This is a genomic window from Paenibacillus terrae (assembly GCF_005217525.1).
GTDB lineage: Bacteria > Bacillota > Bacilli > Paenibacillales > Paenibacillaceae > Paenibacillus > Paenibacillus terrae_C.
Window position 1 is genome coordinate 161183 of record NZ_PNXQ01000016.1, and the last position, 21571, is coordinate 182753.

Here is a 21571-nt window from a genome sequence, read left to right on the forward strand (position 1 = left end):
CAGTAAATCAGACAACTTTTTTAAGGGCTTTTTGGCGATACTGAACAGGCGTCATATAGTCTAAGGTTCCATGGATGTGATGCTTGTTGAACCCGTTGACGTATTCGTATAGTTCGAGTTCCAAGTGACGAAGGCTCTGGAAGTTCATCTGGTTCACAAACTCTGTTTTCATGATCTTGTAGGTGGCTTCAGCCACAGCGTTGTCGTACGGACAGCCTTTCATACTTAGCGATCGACCGATTTCAAACGTCTCCAGAAGCTCGTCCATCTTTTGATTTTTGAACTCACTGCCACGGTCGGTATGAAGCCATTGAATCTGATGTAATCACCCTTAACGGTCGCGAAGGCACGGGTAATCAGAGCAGCGTCCTTGTTCGGGCCTGCACTATGACCAATGATTTCTCGATTAAACAGATCCACCAGCACACAAATGTAATGCCATCGGTTCTGGATTTTCACATACGTCAAATCACTGACGACGAAGCGTTTAGCTTCCGTTTGCTCAAACTCCTGCTTCAAAACATTCGCTGTCGTTGCTTCGTTACATGATGTTTTATGGGGCTTATATTGTGCCACCATGTAGGTGGAAACGAGCCCTTGCTCTTTCATGATGCGGCCCATGCGACGTCTGGAGACGATCAACCCACGCTCATGGAGCTTCACTTTGATCTTGCGTGTGCCGTAGGCTTTTCGATTCTTGTGAAAGATATCCACAATAGCTTCGGTGACATCGTCTTCAGTGGCTCGTTCTTGGGCGTCATAATAAAATGTACTTCTTGCAATTTGTAGGACGTCACACATGGCTGATACCGAGTATTTATCCCGATTATTCTGGATGATAGCTACTTTCGTCCCATGATCAGCGCGGCTTGCTTTAAAATATCCACTTCCATTTTCAGACGCTGGTTCTCTTTTTGCAAAGCGATCAGCTCATTTTCTTCTGATGAGCGATTGTCCTTCTCTTTGAAGGAACCTGTCGCCTGAGCTTGTTTGATCCAGCGGTCTAAAGCTGAGGCTGTGAGGCCATATTCCTCCACAAGGGCTGCTCTGGATTTCCCATTTTCATAGAGTCCCACCATTTGTTTTTTGAATTCTGCTGTAAAGGTACGTCGTTGTTGTTTTGGCATTGTAGAGATTCGCTCCTTAACATGATAGGTTTATTCTACAAGCCCTTATTTTTTCTGTCCAACTTAGCTTAAAGAGTGGATACAAGATTCGCAAACGTCATTACCGAAGCAACTCCTGTGACGATGACCGATAGTCCGGGCAGTACACCCCGGAATATTCGTATTTAGAGTAAGAAAAGACGCCAAGCCGGTCATGCTCAAAGGCTTAGCGTATATTTTCGTTAAAATGTTGGCGGGACCCCGTTAAATGATTAACTTGCGTTTAACTCTGGTGTTTGTTTCATTTTAGAAGCATTTAGAGTAGTATAGATAATTAAAGCTATAAGAATTGTAACCAGTACCAGCGAAGATCCCATAGTCCCTAAATCCAATCCTCCCTTTGCGTGGGATTTGGTAAGAAGGTCTCCAAATGTCGCTCCAAAAGGACGTGTTAATACAAATGCTAGCCAGAACAGAAATACTCGTGAAATATTTGTGAAATAAGTTAATAGTAGAATAATACCCAGCAAGCTACCTATTAAAACCGCTCCTCCTACAAAACCAAGACCGGAACTATCCGCCAGAAAATCACCTAAAGCAGTACCTAAAGTGTTTGAGAACAAGATGGCAATCCAATAAATCAATTCTACTTTCCGTGTAGTAATATTATTGACGTTCAATGATCGCTCACTAAAATACCAAAATGAAAAAATGGCTAACAATATACATACTAAAATTAATGATCCCGTTGCATAACCCAACCCTAGGCTACGATCCATGTAGTCAGACATGGTCGTGCCAGCAGTGCTCGTTGTAAGAATTACAGTCCAATAAAGAAATGGATGGTACTTCTTAGAATAAAGTTGAAAAATAAGACTAATTAAAAAAACACTAAACAAAATCATGGAACTAATGGCATAGCCTACATTAAGGGTTTGTGACAATAAGTCACCTGCGGTTTCACCCAGCGTAGTAGCGCAAATCTTCATAATCCAAAAAAAGGCCGTGACTTGTGCAATTTTTTGCATCTTTCATTTCTCACTCCCCGAATTTTAATAGCCTTTTATTTTTATAAAGTGCTATTTGCTTTAATATATTCGGAGATAATTAAATTCACATTAGAAAGCAGTAAGAAATGCATGAGGATATGCTTTTTTCTGAGAGCATGGACAAGACGCACATTCACCGAATTCTTCAGAGTTCATCCTTTGGATAAAAAGAATAACCTGGATACTTGACGACAGGCCATTTTAACTTCCGCAAATTAGAGGTCACATCAGCACCAACATTTAAATTGCTCTGAATGAGCTCTGTGGGGGTAAGAGCCATCCATTGATTCAGGGAAACATCCGCGTAACGGTCACTTTTAAACATTTCAAGAAACCATAACGTACTTGAGCCTGTATTTTGGATGTAATGACCGTAAGCAAAAGGAACATATCCAACATCCCCGGCTCTGAAATCAAACGTGCGCGCCGCGCCATTTCCGCCAAAAACAGTCATTCGGCCTTGCCCGGTAAGATAGTATTGCCATTCGTCATTATTGGGATGCCAGTGCATTTCCCGCATGGCTCCAGGCTCAATCTCAACAAGAGCAGCGGCGATCGTTTGGGATATCGGAAAAATGGAAGAATCGACGATTCGTACGCTTCCACCCGGCGTTTTGATGGGGGGCTGAGCGAGTAATTCATATTTAAAGGATTGAGGTATCGTACCATAGGGAGAGGAAACCGCCTGGCTTTGGATTGGACCAGGAACGTTATCCTGATAAATGTATACTTGTTCTTGAGGAATGGACGAAAAATCAGCTTCAGGAACGCCGAAATTGGCAGACAGTACATCTTTTGGAGTATGTGCAAACCAATCGGAGATGGATAACGTGTTCAGATCAGAAAAGTTGCCGTCATCAAAAACTAGCAAAAATTCACAGCCTTCCTCAAGACCTTGTATAGAGTGTGGAATGCCGGGTGGGAAATACCAGAGATCACCAGGACCCACATCAGCAATAAAATTCCGACCATTTTGGTCGACGGCTGTAATACGGGCACTCCCCAACAGCATATAAGACCATTCTGCCTGCTGGTGCCAATGAAGCTCGCGTACGCCGCCTGGTGTCAAACTCATATTAACTCCGGCAAGAGTGGTTGCAATGGGTAGCTCCCTTGCGGTTATTTCTCTTGACCAGCCACCGTGATTCAACTGCATATGGGCATCTGAAAAAGAAAACCTCATGTTCGGGATGAGTCCATTATCTGTTACGGGTGGAACCAGCATGTCAGGATTTTGCAAATCCCTCATCACATCCCGGGGACCCTTATCAATGCCTCCAGCGCCATCACTTCTGATGGGTTGCGGCACTTTGGAATTTTTCGAGCAATCATTATGCATTATTTGATCTTCCTCTCCAAGTTGGGGCTTCATCAATCTTAGAATAAGAAAAAATCCGCATAAAGATTTTATGAACTCTTGGAGGGTTTTATGCCTTCTGAGCCAGATCAGCAAACTGTGCATCCATGAGCTGAACTAAATCCTTCGGACTTAATTCAAGTTGGGTTCCAATTTTCCCGGCGCTCACAACAATGGTTTCCAACTTTACTGCGGGTTGGTCAATAAAAGTAGGATAGAGCTTTTTCATTCCTATAGGAGAGCAGCCACCCCTGATATAGCCCGTATGCTTTTGCAACTCTTTGACTGGAAGCATTTCGATTTTCTTTTCTCCCGCTGATTTGGCAGCCTTTTTGAGATCAAGCTCTTTATGTACAGGAATCACAAAAACAAACAGATGTTGTTTGCTATGTGCAACCAATGTTTTGAAAACTGCTTCTGGGGCTTTTCCGATTTTCTCGGCTACATTCATACCATCTATTTTTCCATCCTGATGATCATAACTCAGAATTTTGTAGCTTACATTCTGTCCATCCAATATTCGCATCGCGTTTGTTTTACTCACACTCATTTTATATCGTCGTCCTTTCTAAAGCTCTTGCCGAGGCAATTGTTGCAATCCTATACCCCGGCAGAATCATTCTACTCTTACTTAGAGGCGTTGCAAGTCATCTACATAGTCCTTTGCTTCCTTTAAAGAGAGGTCTTTAGCTACTCTTAGCTCTTTTATTGCCTGAATCTTTTTGCCTTCTCTAATCAGCATGAGCAGTCTTTCATTGATATCCTCTGAAACTTCTGTGTTTAGCACATGTGGTGGTGCAGTAGCAGTTGGGCCAGATAGTGATATTCCCGACGCTCCAGAACGATTCTCAAGACGATCTATATCGGCTTTCAGGTCATTAAGCCGAGTTTGCAAGCTGTAGACTTTGATCAAAAGTATGATGGAAATAATCAACGCGATCAATGCTATAAATTCCATAGTTTCCACTAATGTTCCCCCTTTATTTCCTTATTTCTGCTTAAAACTGACACATTAATAATCGTTTAATTACAAATAGTATAGCATGAGAAATTCAATTTCCCATCACTGAGGTTGCCTCGTGGCTACAAATTGACTTTTTGCAGACAGAACGTTATAACAGATCTTATTTTAATTAACAATAAATCATACCCGTGAAAAAGAGCCGTCCTCAAATCGATCGAGGGCGGCCTTTATACGTGTGCATCCTATACTTTTTATTTCCTGCCCAATCAACTTTCACTGTTAGCCATAACGTCATGCCAAATAAGGCGAATGACCGTGCCTTTCCCTAAAGCCGTGTCGACCGTAATTTGCCCTCCCATGGCTTCAATCAGCCCTTTGGATACAGCCATACCAAGACCTGTCCCATTCGGCGTAGTAGAGGTATTGGTTCCCCGGTAATAACGTTCAAATAATCGGCTTACCGTATTTTCATCCATTCCTCTACCGTTATCAGCAAATTCAATCGTGAACCCTTTACCACCTTCGCTGGATATAACCGAGACGGTAAGTGTCGTTTCAGGCGGATTATGAAGCAGAGCATTGGCAGTCAAATTGTTAATGACCCTTTCTAGCCAAGGCGTATATAGCTTAACAAAGATGTCGACAGGAGCAGGCCGGAACAAAATGGCTTCTTCCTTATAAAAAGGGTCGGTACCTACCTGCTTTAACGTTTCACGTAGCCAGCTATTCAACTCAATTTCCTCAGATTCCGGGGGACGGGCACCGCTTTTTAAGCGATAACTCATGGCAAGATCATTAATCAACATATCCATGTGCGTGGATTTTTCCAACATTGTACCCGAAAATTTACGAACTTCCTCTGCGGTCCAATCAAATTGCGGCTCAGCCAGTAAGTGAGCGTAGCCCTTGATGGAAACGAGCGGTGTTTTCAGATCATGGGTGATCCCGGCAATCCATTCCTCTCTGAGACTATCGGTTTGCTGACGCAGTACCTGATCTCTTTGCAGGGTACCTGAGAGCTTATCAATAGAATTCATCACATCCGCAAAAATGAGGTAACGTCGCTTCCATTTGCCTGAACCCATTCGGCTGCGTTGAATGCCTCTATGATCAACAGGCTCTTGATATTCGGATTTACCGAGTGCATCGAGCCAGGAGAGCATATGAAGTAACGGGACTCCAAAGCGATGCGCCTGCCATAGTGAGAGAAGCAGGAATAAAAGAAAAATAGCCGAGAACATGGCGACTATGGACTTTAGTATCGTTCTCTCTTCCTCAGGAGGAAGCCAGCTATTGCCTGTAGCAGCACCGCCAGCATTCGGAAGACTAATGACCCATGTACGACCTGTTTCTTCCATATATTCGGAGGAAAGATGGAAGCCGTATCTTTCACTGTACATGGTGCGAAGGGAAAGCTCCTGAAGAGTATAGGCTGTCGGTGCAGATATCGGGCGATTGTAGGAAGCAAGCTCCGACCCGGTTGCGTTCAGTAACTGTACGTAGCCACCAAGGTGTTTGAGACGGGCAGTGACTTCATGGGGTAATATCAGCTTTCCATCCGAAGACAATGTTCCCTGACTGCTTACTGTTTTTAATAGGGTTCCCATAGGATTAGGCTGACCGTATAGCAGCGTAAAAGTTCGACCATCCTTCTCCTGAACCCAAAGAGAAAGCGCATAGGGGAAGGAGCGGGTACCTGTCCAATAAGAGACGAACTCGCCGGGTGCATATTTCTTCGGTACATCTTGCGGTGTATTGTAGGACTGATTCACCTGCCCGTTTTCGTCAAGACTTTGCAGCCAGCCGCCGTTTTTCTTGACCTGCTCTAGCAAAAGTGGATCAAAGTGTATGCCATCCTTGCCTATTTCGGAGGACGCTACAAGCTGTTCTAATCCAGTAGAGGCAAAATCATTGGAGAGGCGGATATCGACCAAGCGTTGATATGCCCAAAAGAACGTAACAGCAGCAATCAGGAACGCAAAAGCTTCAGCGGTAGCCAACTGAAGCACGAATCGCATCATTAGCTTGCGTTTAATATTCATAATCGTTGGGAACTCCCTATTTTCGCTTGTACGAGCTTATAGCCAAGTCCTCTAACATTTACGATAAAGCTTGGATTGGCAGGATCAGGTTCAATTCGTTCCCGGATGCGATGAATATGTACCATGACGGTATTGTCATCGCTTAATGCTTCTTCTCCCCAGACGGCTTCATATAGCTCGCTTTTGCTGAAAATTCGATTGGGGTTTTTGCATAAGAAAAGCAATAATTGGAAGACTAGCGCAGGACAGGCTACGACTGTTTGCTCAACACGAAGCTCGCCGGCTGTTTCATCGATCTGAAAATGTCCATAGTCATAAATGGCGTTCATTTTGCTGGAGGGCTGTGCAGATCCAGATTCTTTGGTTGTATTATTAATGGTCAAGTAACGCCGTAGTTGTGAACGTATGCGTGCGACAACCTCTAACGGATTAAACGGTTTGGTAATGTAATCATCGCCGCCAACAGCGAACCCAGTCAGCTTATCAAAATCAGATTCCCGAGCGGTTAAAAACAAGATGGGTGCATCCGTCGTTTGACGGAGAAACGGACATATTTCGATTCCACTGCGTCCTGGCAACATGACATCTAATATGATCAAATCGTAGATTTTCCCTTCACAGGCAGTAATGGCCGCTTCACCGGTCATTACTGTATCGACATTTGTGTAGCCTTCCTTATGTAGGACGGTCAGCAAGAGTTCAAGAATAGATTGCTCGTCGTCGACAAGTAAAATTGCCGCATTGTTCATGCTTTCATTCCTTTCTTCTATATCTTTATCCCTTTCATCATATCATGATTCCTCAGGGATGAACGAAGCGTTGTTTAACGGAAGCTTAATTGTGCTCTGTAGATCTGAAAAAGAGTTAAGGCTTAGTTAAAGTGATGTTACACGGGATCTAAGACCGTCTTGTTAGAATGGGGTAGATAAAATAATAATATACACAAAACGGGGGTGCAGCAGTGAAGAAGGCAACTAGAAAGAACAGGATAGAAATCTTCCACTATGGCAAAATGGTACTGGTGGCAAGTGCGTTTGCTGCTTTTATAACGGCATGCGGAGGAGGAGGGAGCTCGGAAGTGGCCAAAGACATACCGAATGAAACAACAAATACAAAGGACCAAACGGTAAAGCCCGAGGAGGTACCGGAAAAACTGCTTGAGGGCAAGTATGCGGAGGTTTATGACCAATTCAGCAATGAGTTTAAACAACGACTGAGCGAAGATGATTTTGAAAAATTGGCTCCTGACTCTCTAAAAGGTGTTGATTCATTTAAGCAGGCGTCAGTCATGAAACTCAATGGCAGCGAACAACGTTCATGGATAAGCGACTCAGGGAAAATAGGGCTGATCACTGTTTTTGATGAGAAAGGAACTATATTGGGGCTTCAAGCCAAGAAACTTTCCCCTTCGCCGGAAACAGACAATCGCCTGACCAAATTCAAATACGATTGGCCATTGAAGGGGGAATGGTTTGTTACCTGGGGTGGAACCAATGCGCTTGTGAATTACCACTATGAATATGAAAGCCAGCGATATGCCTATGACCTTATACAGAAAAAAGATGGCTATTCCTATAAAGGTGATCCGCTGAAAAATACAAGCTATTATGCTTTCGGCCAACCGATTCTTGCGCCGGCAAGCGGAACCGTGGTCTCGGTTGTAAATAACATTCCTGATAACGAACCTGTCGGCGTGATGAACGAGAAGGTGCCTGCTGGGAATGAAGTTGTGATTGACCATGGCGGGGAATATAGCGTGCTAGCTCATATGAAGAAAGGCTCTGTTAAAGTGAAGGTAGGAGATAAGGTGAAGAGTGGCGATGAAATCGGGCTACTTGGTAATTCAGGCAATTCCAGCGAAGCCCATCTTCATTTTCAGGTGTCAGACGGTGCAGATTTATTCAAGTCTCGTTCGATCAACATCAATTGGAAAAACCGAATTGCTCCTGTGCAGGGAGAGACAATAACCGCCGAGTAATTTCAAAAAAATTCAAACGCTCAGACAAAGGTTGATCTTCAGTTTTATGATGATCAACCTTTGTTTTTTTTTGTTATCCGACAACAAGTTATTGAAAAATATCGTCTTCATTACAAATCAGAATGCGATTTTAAATCTGTTGACAACTTGTATATACATGATATATTCTTGTATATACAAGAAACGTGAAAGCGTTATAATGTTTAATTTAGGGAGAAAGGAACGAGTATGATGCAATCGATAAACAAAGCTTTGATTCATCAAGATACAGACTGGTGGCGCAAATCGGTGGTCTATCAGGTTTATCCCAAAAGCTTTAATGATACAACAGGTAATGGAACAGGTGATATACGAGGATTAACACAAAAGCTGGATTATCTATATGAACTGGGCGTTGATATTATCTGGTTACAGCCGGTATATGTCTCCCCGCAGCGTGATAATGGGTATGATGTAGCCGATTATTGCAGGATCAACCCCGATTTTGGAACTATGAAGGACTTCGAGGAATTGAGTCAGGAGATCCAAGCACGTGGAATGCATCTGATGATAGATATTGTAGTAAATCATTCTTCGACAGAACATGTCTGGTTTCAGGAGGCACGACAATCAAGGGATAATCCATATAGGGACTATTACATTTGGCATGATCCTGCACCCGATGGTGGGCCCCCTAACAACTGGAAGTCTAAATTCGGTGGATCCGCTTGGCAGTATGATCAAACAACAGATCAATATTTTCTAACCCTGTTTGACAAAACTCAGGCAGATCTAAACTGGGAAAATCCGAAAGTACGTCAGGAAGTCGTAAAACTGCTGGAGTTTTGGGCTGAAAAGGGAGTCAGCGGATTTCGGCTGGATGTGATTAATTTAATTTCCAAAGATCAGCGATTCCTGAGTGATGATCACAGCACTGCTCCGGGCGATGGACGCAAGTACTATACGGACGGTCCGCGCGTACATGAGTACATTCACGAATTATATGAAAAAGTATTTCAAAAGTATAATAACTTAACTGTGGGCGAGATGTCCTCTACGTCGCTGGAGCACTGCATCCGTTACTCCAATCCAGAGAAAAAAGAATTGTCCATGACCTTCAATTTTCATCATTTGAAAGTAGATTATCCGAAGGGTCAAAAGTGGGAACTGATGCCCTATGATTTTGAAATGCTGAAAAGCCTATTCTCGGAATGGCAAATGGGCATGCAACAGGGTGGCGGCTGGAGTGCATTATTCTTTAACAACCATGATCAGCCACGAGCGATCTCCCGTTTTCTAGATGATAGCGTATACCATGCCGAAAGCGCTAAGCTGCTGGCGACCACACTACACGGACTTCAAGGAACGCCCTATATATTCCAAGGCGAAGAAATTGGTATGGCCAATCCGAAGTGGTCAGATATCGAAGAATTTCGAGATGTGGAATCTCTAAATATGTATCGTATTCTGCAAGAACAGGGTAAGAGTGCTGAAGAAGCATTAAATATGATCCGGGAGCGATCCCGCGATAATTCGAGGACGCCGATGCAATGGGATGATAGTCCAAATGCGGGGTTCACTTCAGGTACTCCCTGGATCAAGATAGATGAGCGTTATCCACAAATTAATGTGCAGGCCCAGTTAAAGGATCCGAACTCCATCTACCATCATTACCAAAAGCTGATCAGACTGCGCAAGACGGTGCAAGTCATTACCGATGGGAATTATCAGCGACTGGACGAGGCCCATCCTCAGATATATGCCTACCAACGCAGCAATGAAAAGGAGACTATGATCGTCATCTCTAATTTTAGCGGGCAGGAGGCCAAATTCCATATACCTGATTCATGCTACTTACAACTAAAAGATCAGGCATTGGTTTCTGCTGAACTGTTAATTGGTAATACCGAACAAGTTCTTGAATTAAAGCAGTCTATCACTTTGTCCCCATATGCTTCCTATATGTGGCTCGTTCGTTAGACGCAGTTTATAGTGTAGCAACAACCAATAGCTCCAGGTTCCTTCACTGTTATGGCAACCTGGGCTGCTACTTTATTAATTAAGGGAGTGGGTTAGATGTCGATTGAAAGAGCACAGGTGGAACGAATTATAGAAGCCGTTGGCGGCAAAGATAATATTGAGGCAGCTACCCATTGTGTAACCCGTCTGAGGTTTGCCCTCTATGATGACAAACAGGTTGATAAAGATGCATTGGATCAAAATGATTTGGTCAAAGGCCAATTTTCCTCACAAGGACAGTATCAGGTAGTCATTGGGCCAGGTCTGGTCGATAAGGTATATGACGAAATGATGGCAATTACAGGCGGCAACAGGGCTTCCAAAAATGATGTTGAAAATGCGGCCAGCAAGAAACAGAATCCTATTCAGCGTGCCATCAAGTCACTGGCAGATATTTTTATCCCTATATTGCCCGCGATTGTGACAGCAGGCTTACTGCTTGGCATTAACAATATTCTGACGGGTCAGGGGATTTTTTTCGAGGGAATGTCTCTGGTTCAGGTCTATCCTGAATGGACTGATTTTGCTGCTATTATTAATACGATCGCCAGCACTGCATTTACGTTCTTGCCCGCCTTGATCGGATGGTCGGCAGTTATCCGATTTGGTGGCAGCCCATTACTCGGGATTGTACTTGGTCTGATTCTGGTTCATCCAGACCTGCTGAGCGCTTACAGTTATGCAGATGCAGTGACTAAGGGAACGGTTCCGGTATGGAATCTGTTTGGCTGGGAAGTGAACAAGATTGGTTATCAAGGACAGGTTTTGCCGGTTCTTGTATCCGCTTACGTGTTGGCACAAATTGAAAAATTCTTGAACAACAGAATAGCTGATTCATTTAAGCTGTTATTGGTCGCGCCGATTACATTATTAATTACGGGATTTCTTGCATTTACGGTTATCGGACCGGTTACTTTTATGATCGGTAATGCTATTACGGGTGGACTTGTATACGTTTTCGCTCAAGCACCTGCGCTGGGAGGGCTGATTTATGGAGGTCTTTACGCGCTGCTCGTCATCACGGGAATGCACCATACTTTCTTGGCCGTAGACGTACAATTAATTGGAACACATGGCGGGACCTTCCTATGGCCGATGCTGGCGCTTTCCAACATTGCTCAAGGTGCTGGTGCACTGGCAATGATGCTGGTATTAAAGGATCAGAAGGGCAAAGGGTTGGCCTTTACTTCATCCGTGTCTGCTTTTCTGGGTGTAACGGAACCGGCGATCTTTGGGGTAAATATCCGTTATAAATATCCATTTGTGTTCGGAATGATCGGTTCAGGTATTGCGGGTGTATTGCTAACAGTGAATCATGTTATGGCTTCTTCAATCGGTGTTGGGGGTATTCCAGGTTTCCTGTCTATTTTCCCTATGAACTGGGGCGTGTTCTTCATTGGAATGGCGATCGTGTTAATTCTGCCGTTCAGCTTAACTTTAGCGTATGGAAAATTATTAAATAGGCGCCAACAACAATCAGATCTTACTAAGGAAGAGTCGCCAAATGCTAATCATTCAACTTCTTCATTCACAAATCAGAACAGTCCAGCTAACATACCTGCCGATACAAAAGGAACTGACCATAAGACTTCTGCGCTCGATGTACTTGAAGTCATGACTCCGGTACGGGGACGTATTGTGCCTCTGGAACAGGTTCCTGATCTGGCTTTTGCCGAGCGTCAGATGGGACAGGGAATTGCGGTGCAACCGGAGGAGGGTAAAATTTTTGCTCCTTTCAGCGGAAAGGTCATCCATATTATGATGAAGAGCAAGCATGCCCTGATTCTGGAACATGCGTCAGGTGTACAGATTCTGGTGCATGTGGGCGTTAACACCGTGTCGCTGAAGGGTGAAGGGTTCACTATGCATGTGAAGACAGGTCAGACTGTTGAACAGGGACAATTGCTGATGGAATTCGACCGTAATCTAATCCAGGAATCCGGATATCCGGTTATTACACCAGTAATTATTCCGGATGGTCAGGAAATGATTGAGTCTATTGAAGAACTGCCAGGTGAGGCGAACGATTTGCAGTATATCTCTATGAAAATTCAGTTAAAACCTTTATCTGTAGAGACATGAATAAATCACAAGCTTTAAAAGCATATAGGTCGCCAAATTGAAGTGAAAGAATGCTACAATAAACGTGGTGATGATAATTGACAACGAATATTTTTCTGCAAATTTATCAGGATTATTTGGAACGAATCCGGGCAGGTGAATTAGCCTCAGGCACGAAGATGCCCTCTGAAAATGAGTTGGCCAGGGAATATAATACTTCCCGCGAGACCGTACGTAAGGCACTTCACTTGCTTGCGCAAAATGGGTATATCCATAAAATAAAAGCTAAAGGTTCCTTTGTACTGGATATCGGGCGTATGGATTTTCCAGTTGGCGGATTGGTCAGCTTCAAAGAGATGTCCGAACGAATCGGGCGTAAATCACATACGATTGTGTATGAGAATCGCCTGATTCCGGCTTCAGACGAGATAGCCGGTCATCTTGAGCTCGACAAGCATAGGCATCTTGTCTGGGAAGTGATTCGCGCGCGAGAGATTGAGGACGAATCCGTTATTCTGGATAAAGATTATTTTCGATCAGACATTGTGCCTGTGCTTACCAGAGAGATTAGCAGCGGATCCATTTATGAATATCTGGAGAATGAGCTTCATCTTCAAATCAGTTATGCCAAAAAAGTAGTGTCCGTAGAAGATGCAAGCGAAGAGGATCAGAAGTTGATGGATCTCAACGACTATGTCCACGTGGTAGTTGTGCGCAATTATGTCTATCTGGAAGATACTAGCTTGTTTCAGTATACCGAGTCAAGGCATCGGCTGGACAAATTCCAATTTGTCAACTTTGCCAGACGTGCTCACGGGGAAGAGAAGAAATCGGATATATCCAGAAACCCCGTCTTTTGAAGACGAGGGTTTCTTTTCTCTATAAGTAGAAGTCGAAAAATGCACATTATAACGGATAAACCTTTATGAACGGGGAAAAGAATAATATTAAAAAAACACTTGACATGAAACGCGTTACAAAACTTAGAATTTAATATAGAAACACTTTATAACACATTAGCATAAGGGGACAAGTCCTACCCTGGTTAATGAAAAAACATAAGTAAAGGCGGAGAGAACAATGAGTATACAGTTTCCAAAAGATTTCCTGTGGGGCGGCGCAGTTGCTGCTAATCAGCTGGAAGGCGCTTATCAAGAAGATGGAAAAGGCTGGTCTATTCAGGATGTAACCCCTCGTGGTGGTTGGGGACCCGTTACGGATGTGCCAACAGAAGATAATATGAAGTTGATTGGTATTGATTTTTATCACCATTATAAAGAAGATATTAAACTTTTTGCAGAAATGGGTTTCAAGGTGTTCCGGACCTCTATCGCATGGTCGCGTATTTTTCCTAAAGGGGACGAGCTGGAGCCTAACGAAAAAGGACTGCAATTTTATGATGATTTGTTCGATGAGCTTCACAAATATGGAATTGAACCGCTCGTTACATTATCTCATTATGAAACACCGCTACATTTGTCCAGAGAATACGATGGTTGGGTAAACCGCAAGCTTGTTGATTTTTATGAGCGCTATGCTACAACGGTATTTAACCGTTACAAAAATAAAGTAAAATACTGGTTGACATTTAATGAAATCAACTCCATTCTTGAAGCTCCATTCATGAGTGGCGGGATTAGCACGCCAAAGGATCAGCTTACTAAGCAAGATCTTTATCAAGCCATTCACCATGAGCTTGTGGCGAGTGCAAGAGCGGTAAAAATCGGTCACCAGATCAATCCTGATTTCAAAATCGGCTGTATGGTGCTGAGTATGCCTACTTATCCGCTGACACCTAATCCAGACGATGTGATCGCTGCGATGGAGTTTGATCACAGAAATATGGCCTTTGCAGATATTCATGCCAGAGGTCAATACCCAGGCTACATGAAACGTTTCTTTAGAGAAAACGGAATCTCTATTCATTTTGAACCAGGAGATGCCGAAGATTTGAAGCATACCGTTGATTTTATCTCGTTCAGCTATTACATGAGCACTTGTGAAACGGCTGACGAAGCCAAGAAAACGAAAGGTGAAGGCAACATCCTCGGTGGTATCAGCAATCCGCATCTTGAGGCAAGCGAGTGGGGCTGGCAAATTGATCCTCAAGGTTTGCGTTATGTACTGAACACATTCTATGACCGCTTCCAAAAACCACTATTCATAGTTGAAAATGGTTTGGGCGCCGTTGACGAGCTTATCACCAATGAAAAAGGCGAAAAAACCGTTGAAGATGACTATCGGATCAACTATCTGAATGATCATCTGGTTCAAGTTGGCGAAGCTATTGACGACGGAGTAGAAGTTATGGGCTATACGTCTTGGGGTTGCATCGACGTTGTTAGTGCATCGACGGCTCAGCTTAAAAAACGTTATGGCTACATTTATGTAGATCGTCATGATGATGGAAGCGGCACACTTGAAAGATATCGGAAGAAATCGTTCCATTGGTACAAAGATATTATTTCGACCAATGGTGCAAGCTTGCGACGGAAATAAGATGCTGCTTGCTTGATCAAGGCAGCAATTCAACAAAATAGGATTTTATACAGCGACCGCTTCCTGCTATTGTTCAGGGAAGCGGTCGCTTAGTTTTGTTTGCATCACGATCAGGCCCTTAGCTGATAATTTTATTACTGACGAGCGATTGTCAGAAAGGCTATGATACGGTGAGAAGCATATTCAGAAAGGAATGAACCATTATGAAGCTTATGTTTGTATCGGATATTCACGGCTCGCTGCACTGGTTGCAGCTGGCACTGGAAAAGTTCAGGGAGGAAAAAGCAGACCGTCTTGTCCTGCTCGGAGACTATATGTACCATGGACCGCGTAATCGGCTACCGGAAGGGTATAATCCGGCAGAAGTGGCCGCTAAACTGAATCAGTACAAGTCGCATATTGCAGTGGCTGTACGAGGTAACTGCGATGCAGAAGTGGATCAGATGCTGCTGGAGTTCCCGATGATGGGCGATTATGCTTTATTGTACCATGAAGGTCGGCGCATCTATATCACGCACGGACATGGCTTCAGCATTGGGAACTTACCACCACTGGAAAAGGGGGATGTGTTCATCCAGGGACATACCCATATTCCGGTAACGGATGTGGAAAAGGGAGTCTTTGTGCTGAACCCCGGTTCGATAGCGTTGCCGAAGGAAAACTATCCTCCATCCTATGGGCTATTGGAGGGAGTGCAATTCACGGTTAAGGATTTTGATGGCGACACGATTAAAACGATCACATTTTCAATGTAATCCATTTTAGCTTGAATGGGATCCCTTCAAAACTTTTTCGATCTGATTGAGACAAAGATCATATTATTGTATGATAGGAACGGAGTCTGTCCGTCTTGTTTATTAGACAACGTTTTCCAGTTACAGAAAAGACTCAACATTATGATGAAGAAAGAGAGCTTCAATACATGCAAATTAAGGATTCACAGTATAAGATGCCGCCTGAATGGGCGCCGCATGAACGTACGTATATTTCTTGGCCTGTACAGTTTTCCATGGTTTACCCGGATATGCATGCCGATGTATGCATGGGCTACGCTGGAATTGTACGTGCCATGGCTGAGTTTGAACCAGTTACCGTGGTCGTAAATCCAGATGATCTGGAGAGCGTCCAGGCACTTGAGCTCGGGGAACGGGTGGAGCTGCTTCCAATAGAGCATAGTGATGCGTGGCTGCGCGACAATGGTCCTACTTTTCTAACGAATGAGCATGGACAGTTGGCAGGTGTGAACTGGAAGTTCAATGCCTGGGGCGGCAAATACGCTCCGTGGGATCTGGACGATCAGGTAGCGCCGCAAATTTTAGACACGCTTGGATTACCAAGATTTGATGCACCGCTTGTAATGGAAGGTGGCTCACTGCACGTAGACGGCGAAGGCACACTTATTACAACGGAAGAGTGTTTGCTGAATCCGAACCGCAATCCCGAATTAAGCAGAGAAGAAATCGAACGGTATGTCTGCGAATATACAGGCGTTGAGAAGATTATCTGGCTGAAACGTGGACTTAGTGGCGATGAAACGGATGGGCATGTGGACAATATTGCTTGCTTTGCTGCTCCCGGCAAGGTCATTATGCAAGTATGCGATGATCCTAAGGATGAAAATTACGAAATCACGCAGGAAAATCTGCGCATTCTGGAGCAGGCAACGGATGCAAAAGGCCGCAAGCTGGAAGTGATCCAAATTGGGCAACCACCGCGCGTGGATTTTGACGACAGCCGGTTGACGCTGAGCTATATCAACTTCTATTTTGTGAACGGCGGCATTATTTTGCCGGTGTTTGGAGGCACTGCTACTGAAAGCGATCGCGCAGCCGAGCAGGTCCTGGCCAATGTATTTCCGGAACGTACCATTCGTACCGTGGACGGCATGGCGGTCATACGTGAAGGCGGCAACGTACACTGCACTACCCAGCAGATGCCTGCTGCAAATAATTGAACTATATAAACATCCCCGAGGAGGACTGACGTGAGAAAAGTAAAAGTGGCAGCAACCCAAATGAGTTGCTCTACCAACATTGATGAAAATATAAGCAAAGCTGAGAAGCTGGTACGTGAAGCGGCTGCGGAAGGCGCGCAGATTATTTTACTTCAGGAATTGTTCGAGACTCCGTACTTCTGCCAGAAGGAAAAGTCCGATTATTTTGCATATGCAACCGAACTGGAGCATAACAAGGCGGTTAACCATTTTAAAAAGATTGCCAAGGAATTGCAGGTTGTGCTGCCAATCAGCTTTTATGAGAAAAAAAACTACGCCCGCTACAACAGCCTTGCTGTGATTGATGCGGACGGTGAAGTGCTGGGTAAATACCGCAAGAGCCACATCCCGGACGGTCCCGGGTATGAGGAAAAGTTTTATTTTAATCCGGGCGATACCGGTTTTAAAGTGTGGAATACACGATATGCCAAAATTGGAATAGGCGTATGTTGGGATCAGTGGTATCCTGAAGCTGCCCGTTGTATGGCGCTGATGGGTGCAGAGATTTTGTTCTATCCGACAGCGATTGGTTCGGAACCGCAGGATTCTTCCATTGACTCCAAGGATCACTGGCAGACTTGCATGCTCGGTCATGCTGCTTCCAATCTGATGCCAGTTGTTGCTTCCAATCGCATTGGAATGGAGACAGATGAGGACTCCAGTATCACATTTTACGGTTCATCCTTTATTGCTGGGCCACAGGGTAACAAAATTGCAGAAGCTGGTCGTACGGATCAGGAAGTGCTTACTGCTGAATTTGATCTGGACGAGCTGGAAGTGGGGCGGATTGAATGGGGCATTTTCCGTGACCGCCGCCCGGAACTATATAACATGATTGCTACCTATGATGGTGATTTAAAAGTATAACCTTTATACGAATATAGACAAAGTTCCCCTTGCTGATAAGCCAAGGCGTTTCCCACATTCGGATTCGCTCGGCTTTTCGGGAAGGGGATTTTTCGAATGCTTGAGCGAATATGACTAAAGATAAAATTAAGATTCTCCGAGGACTTTGCAAAGTTACAAAATAATAATTTGCCCTATCGTACATGAGGTGTATACCCTTAAGTACGATTTTTTTATTTGGTATTCGATTTAAGATGAATATAAGAAATCTAAGTAAATTAGCAGGATGTTCATAATGCGAATTTTCTTTTTATGATATGAAGGGTGTGGTCAGTTGAAGAAGTTCATTAAATATGTAAAGATAGAAGGGATTGGGTTTAATGACTAATCACACTTCCAAAATCAATAAGTTTTTTAAATGGTGTATAGGCATTATTTTTGTTCTCATCATTATATATTTGTGCACACTGGTCAATTTTTTATTTAAACCGCTAACTTCTTTAATCAGCATTGTCTTACTTCCATTAATATTGTCTGTTTTTTTCTATTATCTTCTGCGCCCGTTGGTAGATTTACTGGAAAAACACAAGTTAAATCGTTCTCTTGCGATCATACTCATTTATATCGCCATTGCAGTCATTTTAGCTGTCTTTGTTGTTGGTATTTGGCCTTCCATACGTAACCAAATGATCAATCTGGTGGAGAGCGCACCCAGTCTATTTAGTACATTAAGTAAAAAAGTTCAAGAATTAGAACAGAACGGGGCACTTTCTGCCATTTTCCTGGGCGACATTAATCCACTGTCACACCTAACCGAATACTTGAACAAAGGTTTCTTTTTAATTACGGATTATGTAACCGGATTGTTTAGTCTTGTTTCCAATGTAACAATCGCATTGTTTACCTTCCCTTTAATCCTTTTTTACATGCTGAAGGAAGGGAACAAATTCGGTCGCAAACTGGTTAGTTTTGTTCCTAAACGCTTTCTAATAGCTGCAAACGAGGTTTTGGATGATATTGATAGTGCGCTTGGCAGCTTTATTGTGGGAAGGGTAGTTATTAACTTGGCACTTGGTGTGTTAATGTATTTGGGATTCTTATTAATCGGATTGCCATATGCACTATTATTAACCGTGGTTGCGGTGATTATGAATTTTATTCCTTTTGTCGGCGCCATTTTATCATCAATCCCTATTGTTATTATTGGCTTCATTCAGTCACCGACTGTTGCTATATGGTCACTTATCGTTATTCTTTTGGCCCAGCAAATACAAGACAATATCATTTCTCCTTATATATTCGGTAAGCAGCTGGATGTTCACCCTTTGACAGTCATCATTCTCGTGCTGATTGGAGGAGATTTGGCAGGAATTACAGGAATCGTGCTGGCTATCCCATTATACATGATTATTAAAGTCATCTTTAGCAAGGTATATTTTCTTTTTTACAGAGAAAAATGGGAAAATTTATAATTGATATTGAATATTTAGCATACGAATATCTATTTTTGCCCAAACGTACACACGTCCTCGCCCATGTGTACGTTTTTTTTATCTCCATCATTTTGTAAAATGGTTTGAGAAACAGTTTACTTACTTATAACTAAGCTACAAAGTGATAAAATATAAGTATAATTTTTTTGTAAACATTAAAGAGGTGGACTATGGGCAAAGAATCCAGGGAACAAGACCAAGATGTAGACTTAAAGATACACAGTGGAGAAAATGATCGACTTGATATATCCAGAGTTCCTATTATATTATGGATCATTTTGATTTATCTCGACGGAATTATTTTTCAAAATGTTCCCCCACTACTACCGCTTCAAATTATATTATTCACTTTTACAATGTTTCTGCACGTACTTTTGTACTGGCATGCTCGTAAAATTCTACAGTACTTTTCATGGATTTATTTTATTATTCAAGCAGTAATTATCTTTTCAAGCGCATTTCTCCTGCCTGAGAGTTTTCCGATTGTGCTGATTGGATTAATCCCAATTTTAATCGGGCAGAGCATAGGTATTTATTATCAAACGAAAAAAGTTGTGTTGGTGTTTTTTAGTTTCTATTTTCTTTTTTGTGTTTCTATTATATGGCATCAAGATGGCAAGAACTCCGTGCTGTTTATTGGCTTGCTCATTCTTATTGTTATTGTCGTCGCTGCATATGCTATTCTTTTCTTCAGGCAAGTCAATGCGCGGATTCGTACCCAAAACTTTCTTACTGAATTGGAGCTTGCACATCAAAAAGTGGAAGAGCTTACGTTAGCCAACGAGCGGCAACGCATGGCCCGGGATTTGCATGACACACTGGCTCAAGGTCTTGCTGGCCTGATTATGCAGCTGGAAGCCGTAGATGCCCATCTGACAAAAGGCAGCTCACAAAGAGCACATGAAATCGTTCAGCAGTCCATGTCCCAGGCACGCAAGGCGTTGGCAGACTCACGCCGGGCTATAGATAACCTGCGTTCAAAATCGGCCTCGGAAGTCGACTTTGCTGATGCAGTCCGGGAAGAAGCGCAGCGCTTTACAATGGCTACCGGAATCCGAACAGCGCTGGACATCAGGATCAAATCCTCGGTATCAAGGCTATGGATGGAACATGGGCTACATATCATAAGTGAATGTCTAACGAACGTAGCCAAGCATTCGCATGCCAAGAACGTATGGCTGTATATTTTGGATGCACATGGTACAATTTCTATAGAGATTCGTGACGACGGAAAAGGATTTAACCCGGATATTATCGCCAGACAAGCAGGACATTATGGATTAATAGGCATTCATGAGCGTGCGCGTTTGCTGGGTGGAACCATTAATATCAACAGCACAGTAAGAGAAGGGACGTCGATTAAAGTAGAGGCTCCCCTTACTAAAGGAGACGTATCATGAAATTTAAAATATTAATTGTAGATGATCATTGGGTGGTTAGAGAAGGGCTAAAGCTTGTTCTGGAGACAAATGACAGCTATGAAGTTGTTGGTGAAGCTGAGGAAGGGGAAACAGCTCTTACCCTGATTGAGGAGCTTCATCCAGATGTAATACTAATGGACCTATATATGCCCCAAATGAGCGGGCTGGAGACGATGAAAGCTTTAAAGGAGAGGCAAAATGAAACGCCGGTTATTATCCTGACTACCTATAATGAGAATGATTTAATGATACAGGGACTATCCTTGGGAGCGAAAGGATATTTATTAAAGGATACCAGCCGTGAAAATTTGTTTCGGACTATTGAATCAGCATTAAGAGGAGAGACCCTTCTTCAGCCGGAAATTACAGCAAGAATTTTTGCTAAAACAAGTGAGAGAGAGCTCAAGAGCGAGCAGCGTGAAGAGCCAACAATCCTGACCGAGAAAGAAAGAAACATATTACAGTCTGTTGCACGGGGACTTAGGAGTAAAGAAATTGCGTTCGACATGGGGATTTCGGAGCGCACCGTGAAAGCACATTTAACGAACATTTACAATAAACTCGGTGTAGATTCCCGATCTGAAGCGGTGGCCGTGTCTCTGGAACGAGGCATTCTGCATCTTTAAAAATCGAAAATAAAAACATATATTCATTTTATTTTGCCCTATCGTACATGAGGTGCTTGCCCTTATGTACGATTTTTTTGTTTATAAACTGTTGTACTCTTAAAAGAGAATAAATGCAGTTTAGACAATGGATTGCTG

The 21571-nt window shown here is 43.2% G+C and carries 17 protein-coding genes and 1 pseudogene; 11 read left to right on the top strand and 7 right to left on the bottom strand.

All coding sequences use genetic code 11. The annotated features are described in order from the left end of the window. Positions 1–7: 7 nt before the first annotated feature. From C1I60_RS18360 to C1I60_RS18390, 7 genes and pseudogenes are all read right to left on the bottom strand, one after another. A pseudogene (locus C1I60_RS18360) lies at positions 8–1127 on the bottom strand (IS3 family transposase). Positions 1128–1378: 251 nt separating this feature from the next. Continuing rightward, the gene (locus C1I60_RS18365; protein WP_137063042.1) at positions 1379–2134 is read right to left on the bottom strand and encodes a COG4705 family protein; all 756 of its coding nucleotides are present in this window, start codon (positions 2132–2134) and stop codon (positions 1379–1381) included. Positions 2135–2300: 166 nt separating this feature from the next. Then, positions 2301–3494: an oxalate decarboxylase family bicupin gene (locus C1I60_RS18370; RefSeq protein WP_137063043.1), complete on the bottom strand. Its 1194-nt coding sequence runs from the start codon at positions 3492–3494 to the stop codon at positions 2301–2303. 88 nt (positions 3495–3582) lie between these two features. Continuing rightward, positions 3583–4062 (bottom strand): Cys-tRNA(Pro) deacylase, encoded by a 480-nt coding sequence (gene ybaK, locus C1I60_RS18375; RefSeq protein WP_137063044.1) that lies wholly within the window; start codon positions 4060–4062, stop codon positions 3583–3585. Positions 4063–4143: 81 nt separating this feature from the next. After that, positions 4144–4479 carry a ribosomal protein L7/L12 gene (locus C1I60_RS18380; protein ID WP_137063045.1) on the bottom strand — a complete coding sequence of 112 codons (336 nt, stop codon included), beginning with the start codon at positions 4477–4479 and terminating at the stop codon, positions 4144–4146. Positions 4480–4742: 263 nt separating this feature from the next. Further along, entirely contained in the window at positions 4743–6518 is a 1776-nt protein-coding gene (locus C1I60_RS18385; RefSeq protein ID WP_137063046.1) for a sensor histidine kinase, read from the bottom strand. Next, on the bottom strand, positions 6515–7267 hold the full coding sequence (locus C1I60_RS18390) for a response regulator transcription factor (RefSeq protein ID WP_137063047.1): 753 nt from the start codon (positions 7265–7267) through the stop codon (positions 6515–6517). Before C1I60_RS18390 ends, C1I60_RS18385 begins: the two co-directional genes overlap by 4 nt. Positions 7268–7479: 212 nt before the next feature. Here C1I60_RS18390 and C1I60_RS18395 point away from each other — a divergent pair, with 212 nt between their 5' ends. From C1I60_RS18395 to C1I60_RS18445, 11 genes are all read left to right on the top strand, one after another. Further along, positions 7480–8496 (top strand): peptidoglycan DD-metalloendopeptidase family protein, encoded by a 1017-nt coding sequence (locus tag C1I60_RS18395; protein ID WP_252361775.1) that lies wholly within the window; start codon positions 7480–7482, stop codon positions 8494–8496. Positions 8497–8727: 231 nt separating this feature from the next. Next, positions 8728–10455 carry an alpha,alpha-phosphotrehalase gene (gene treC, locus C1I60_RS18400; protein WP_137063843.1) on the top strand — a complete coding sequence of 576 codons (1728 nt, stop codon included), beginning with the start codon at positions 8728–8730 and terminating at the stop codon, positions 10453–10455. Positions 10456–10551: 96 nt separating this feature from the next. Next, positions 10552–12576 carry a PTS system trehalose-specific EIIBC component gene (treP, locus tag C1I60_RS18405; protein ID WP_137063048.1) on the top strand — a complete coding sequence of 675 codons (2025 nt, stop codon included), beginning with the start codon at positions 10552–10554 and terminating at the stop codon, positions 12574–12576. Positions 12577–12653: 77 nt separating this feature from the next. Beyond that, a complete protein-coding gene (gene treR / locus C1I60_RS18410; protein ID WP_137063049.1) occupies positions 12654–13415 on the top strand; it encodes a trehalose operon repressor in 762 nt (253 codons plus the stop codon). Between the two features lie 220 nt (positions 13416–13635). Further along, complete coding sequence (locus C1I60_RS18415; RefSeq protein WP_137063050.1) at positions 13636–15054, top strand: glycoside hydrolase family 1 protein; 1419 nt, start codon at positions 13636–13638, stop codon at positions 15052–15054. A gap of 203 nt (positions 15055–15257) precedes the next feature. Next, positions 15258–15809: a phosphodiesterase gene (gene yfcE, locus C1I60_RS18420; protein WP_137063051.1), complete on the top strand. Its 552-nt coding sequence runs from the start codon at positions 15258–15260 to the stop codon at positions 15807–15809. A 167-nt stretch (positions 15810–15976) separates the two neighbouring features. Then, complete coding sequence (locus C1I60_RS18425; protein WP_137063844.1) at positions 15977–17008, top strand: agmatine deiminase family protein; 1032 nt, start codon at positions 15977–15979, stop codon at positions 17006–17008. 30 nt (positions 17009–17038) lie between these two features. Then, positions 17039–17914, top strand: coding sequence for an N-carbamoylputrescine amidase (gene aguB, locus C1I60_RS18430; protein ID WP_137063052.1), 876 nt, complete (start codon positions 17039–17041; stop codon positions 17912–17914). 359 nt (positions 17915–18273) lie between these two features. Continuing rightward, on the top strand, positions 18274–19365 hold the full coding sequence (locus C1I60_RS18435; RefSeq protein ID WP_137063053.1) for an AI-2E family transporter: 1092 nt from the start codon (positions 18274–18276) through the stop codon (positions 19363–19365). 191 nt (positions 19366–19556) lie between these two features. Further along, entirely contained in the window at positions 19557–20786 is a 1230-nt protein-coding gene (locus C1I60_RS18440; protein WP_137063054.1) for a sensor histidine kinase, read from the top strand. After that, positions 20783–21433: a response regulator gene (locus C1I60_RS18445; RefSeq protein WP_137063055.1), complete on the top strand. Its 651-nt coding sequence runs from the start codon at positions 20783–20785 to the stop codon at positions 21431–21433. The genes C1I60_RS18440 and C1I60_RS18445 overlap by 4 nt, the downstream gene beginning before the upstream one ends. Positions 21434–21571: the final 138 nt, after the last annotated feature.

Coding starts and splice junctions, on each gene's coding strand:
- C1I60_RS18390 (WP_137063047.1), bottom strand. CDS start 7,267: ATGAACAATGCGGCAATTTTACTTGTCGACGACGAGCAATCTATTCTT.
- C1I60_RS18365 (WP_137063042.1), bottom strand. CDS start 2,134: ATGCAAAAAATTGCACAAGTCACGGCCTTTTTTTGGATTATGAAGATT.
- C1I60_RS18425 (WP_137063844.1), top strand. CDS start 15,977: ATGCAAATTAAGGATTCACAGTATAAGATGCCGCCTGAATGGGCGCCG.
- C1I60_RS18415 (WP_137063050.1), top strand. CDS start 13,636: ATGAGTATACAGTTTCCAAAAGATTTCCTGTGGGGCGGCGCAGTTGCT.
- treP (WP_137063048.1), top strand. CDS start 10,552: ATGTCGATTGAAAGAGCACAGGTGGAACGAATTATAGAAGCCGTTGGC.
- C1I60_RS18445 (WP_137063055.1), top strand. CDS start 20,783: ATGAAATTTAAAATATTAATTGTAGATGATCATTGGGTGGTTAGAGAA.
- C1I60_RS18435 (WP_137063053.1), top strand. CDS start 18,274: ATGACTAATCACACTTCCAAAATCAATAAGTTTTTTAAATGGTGTATA.
- treC (WP_137063843.1), top strand. CDS start 8,728: ATGCAATCGATAAACAAAGCTTTGATTCATCAAGATACAGACTGGTGG.
- C1I60_RS18440 (WP_137063054.1), top strand. CDS start 19,557: ATGGGCAAAGAATCCAGGGAACAAGACCAAGATGTAGACTTAAAGATA.
- yfcE (WP_137063051.1), top strand. CDS start 15,258: ATGAAGCTTATGTTTGTATCGGATATTCACGGCTCGCTGCACTGGTTG.
- ybaK (WP_137063044.1), bottom strand. CDS start 4,062: ATGAGTGTGAGTAAAACAAACGCGATGCGAATATTGGATGGACAGAAT.
- C1I60_RS18385 (WP_137063046.1), bottom strand. CDS start 6,518: ATGAATATTAAACGCAAGCTAATGATGCGATTCGTGCTTCAGTTGGCT.
- C1I60_RS18370 (WP_137063043.1), bottom strand. CDS start 3,494: ATGCATAATGATTGCTCGAAAAATTCCAAAGTGCCGCAACCCATCAGA.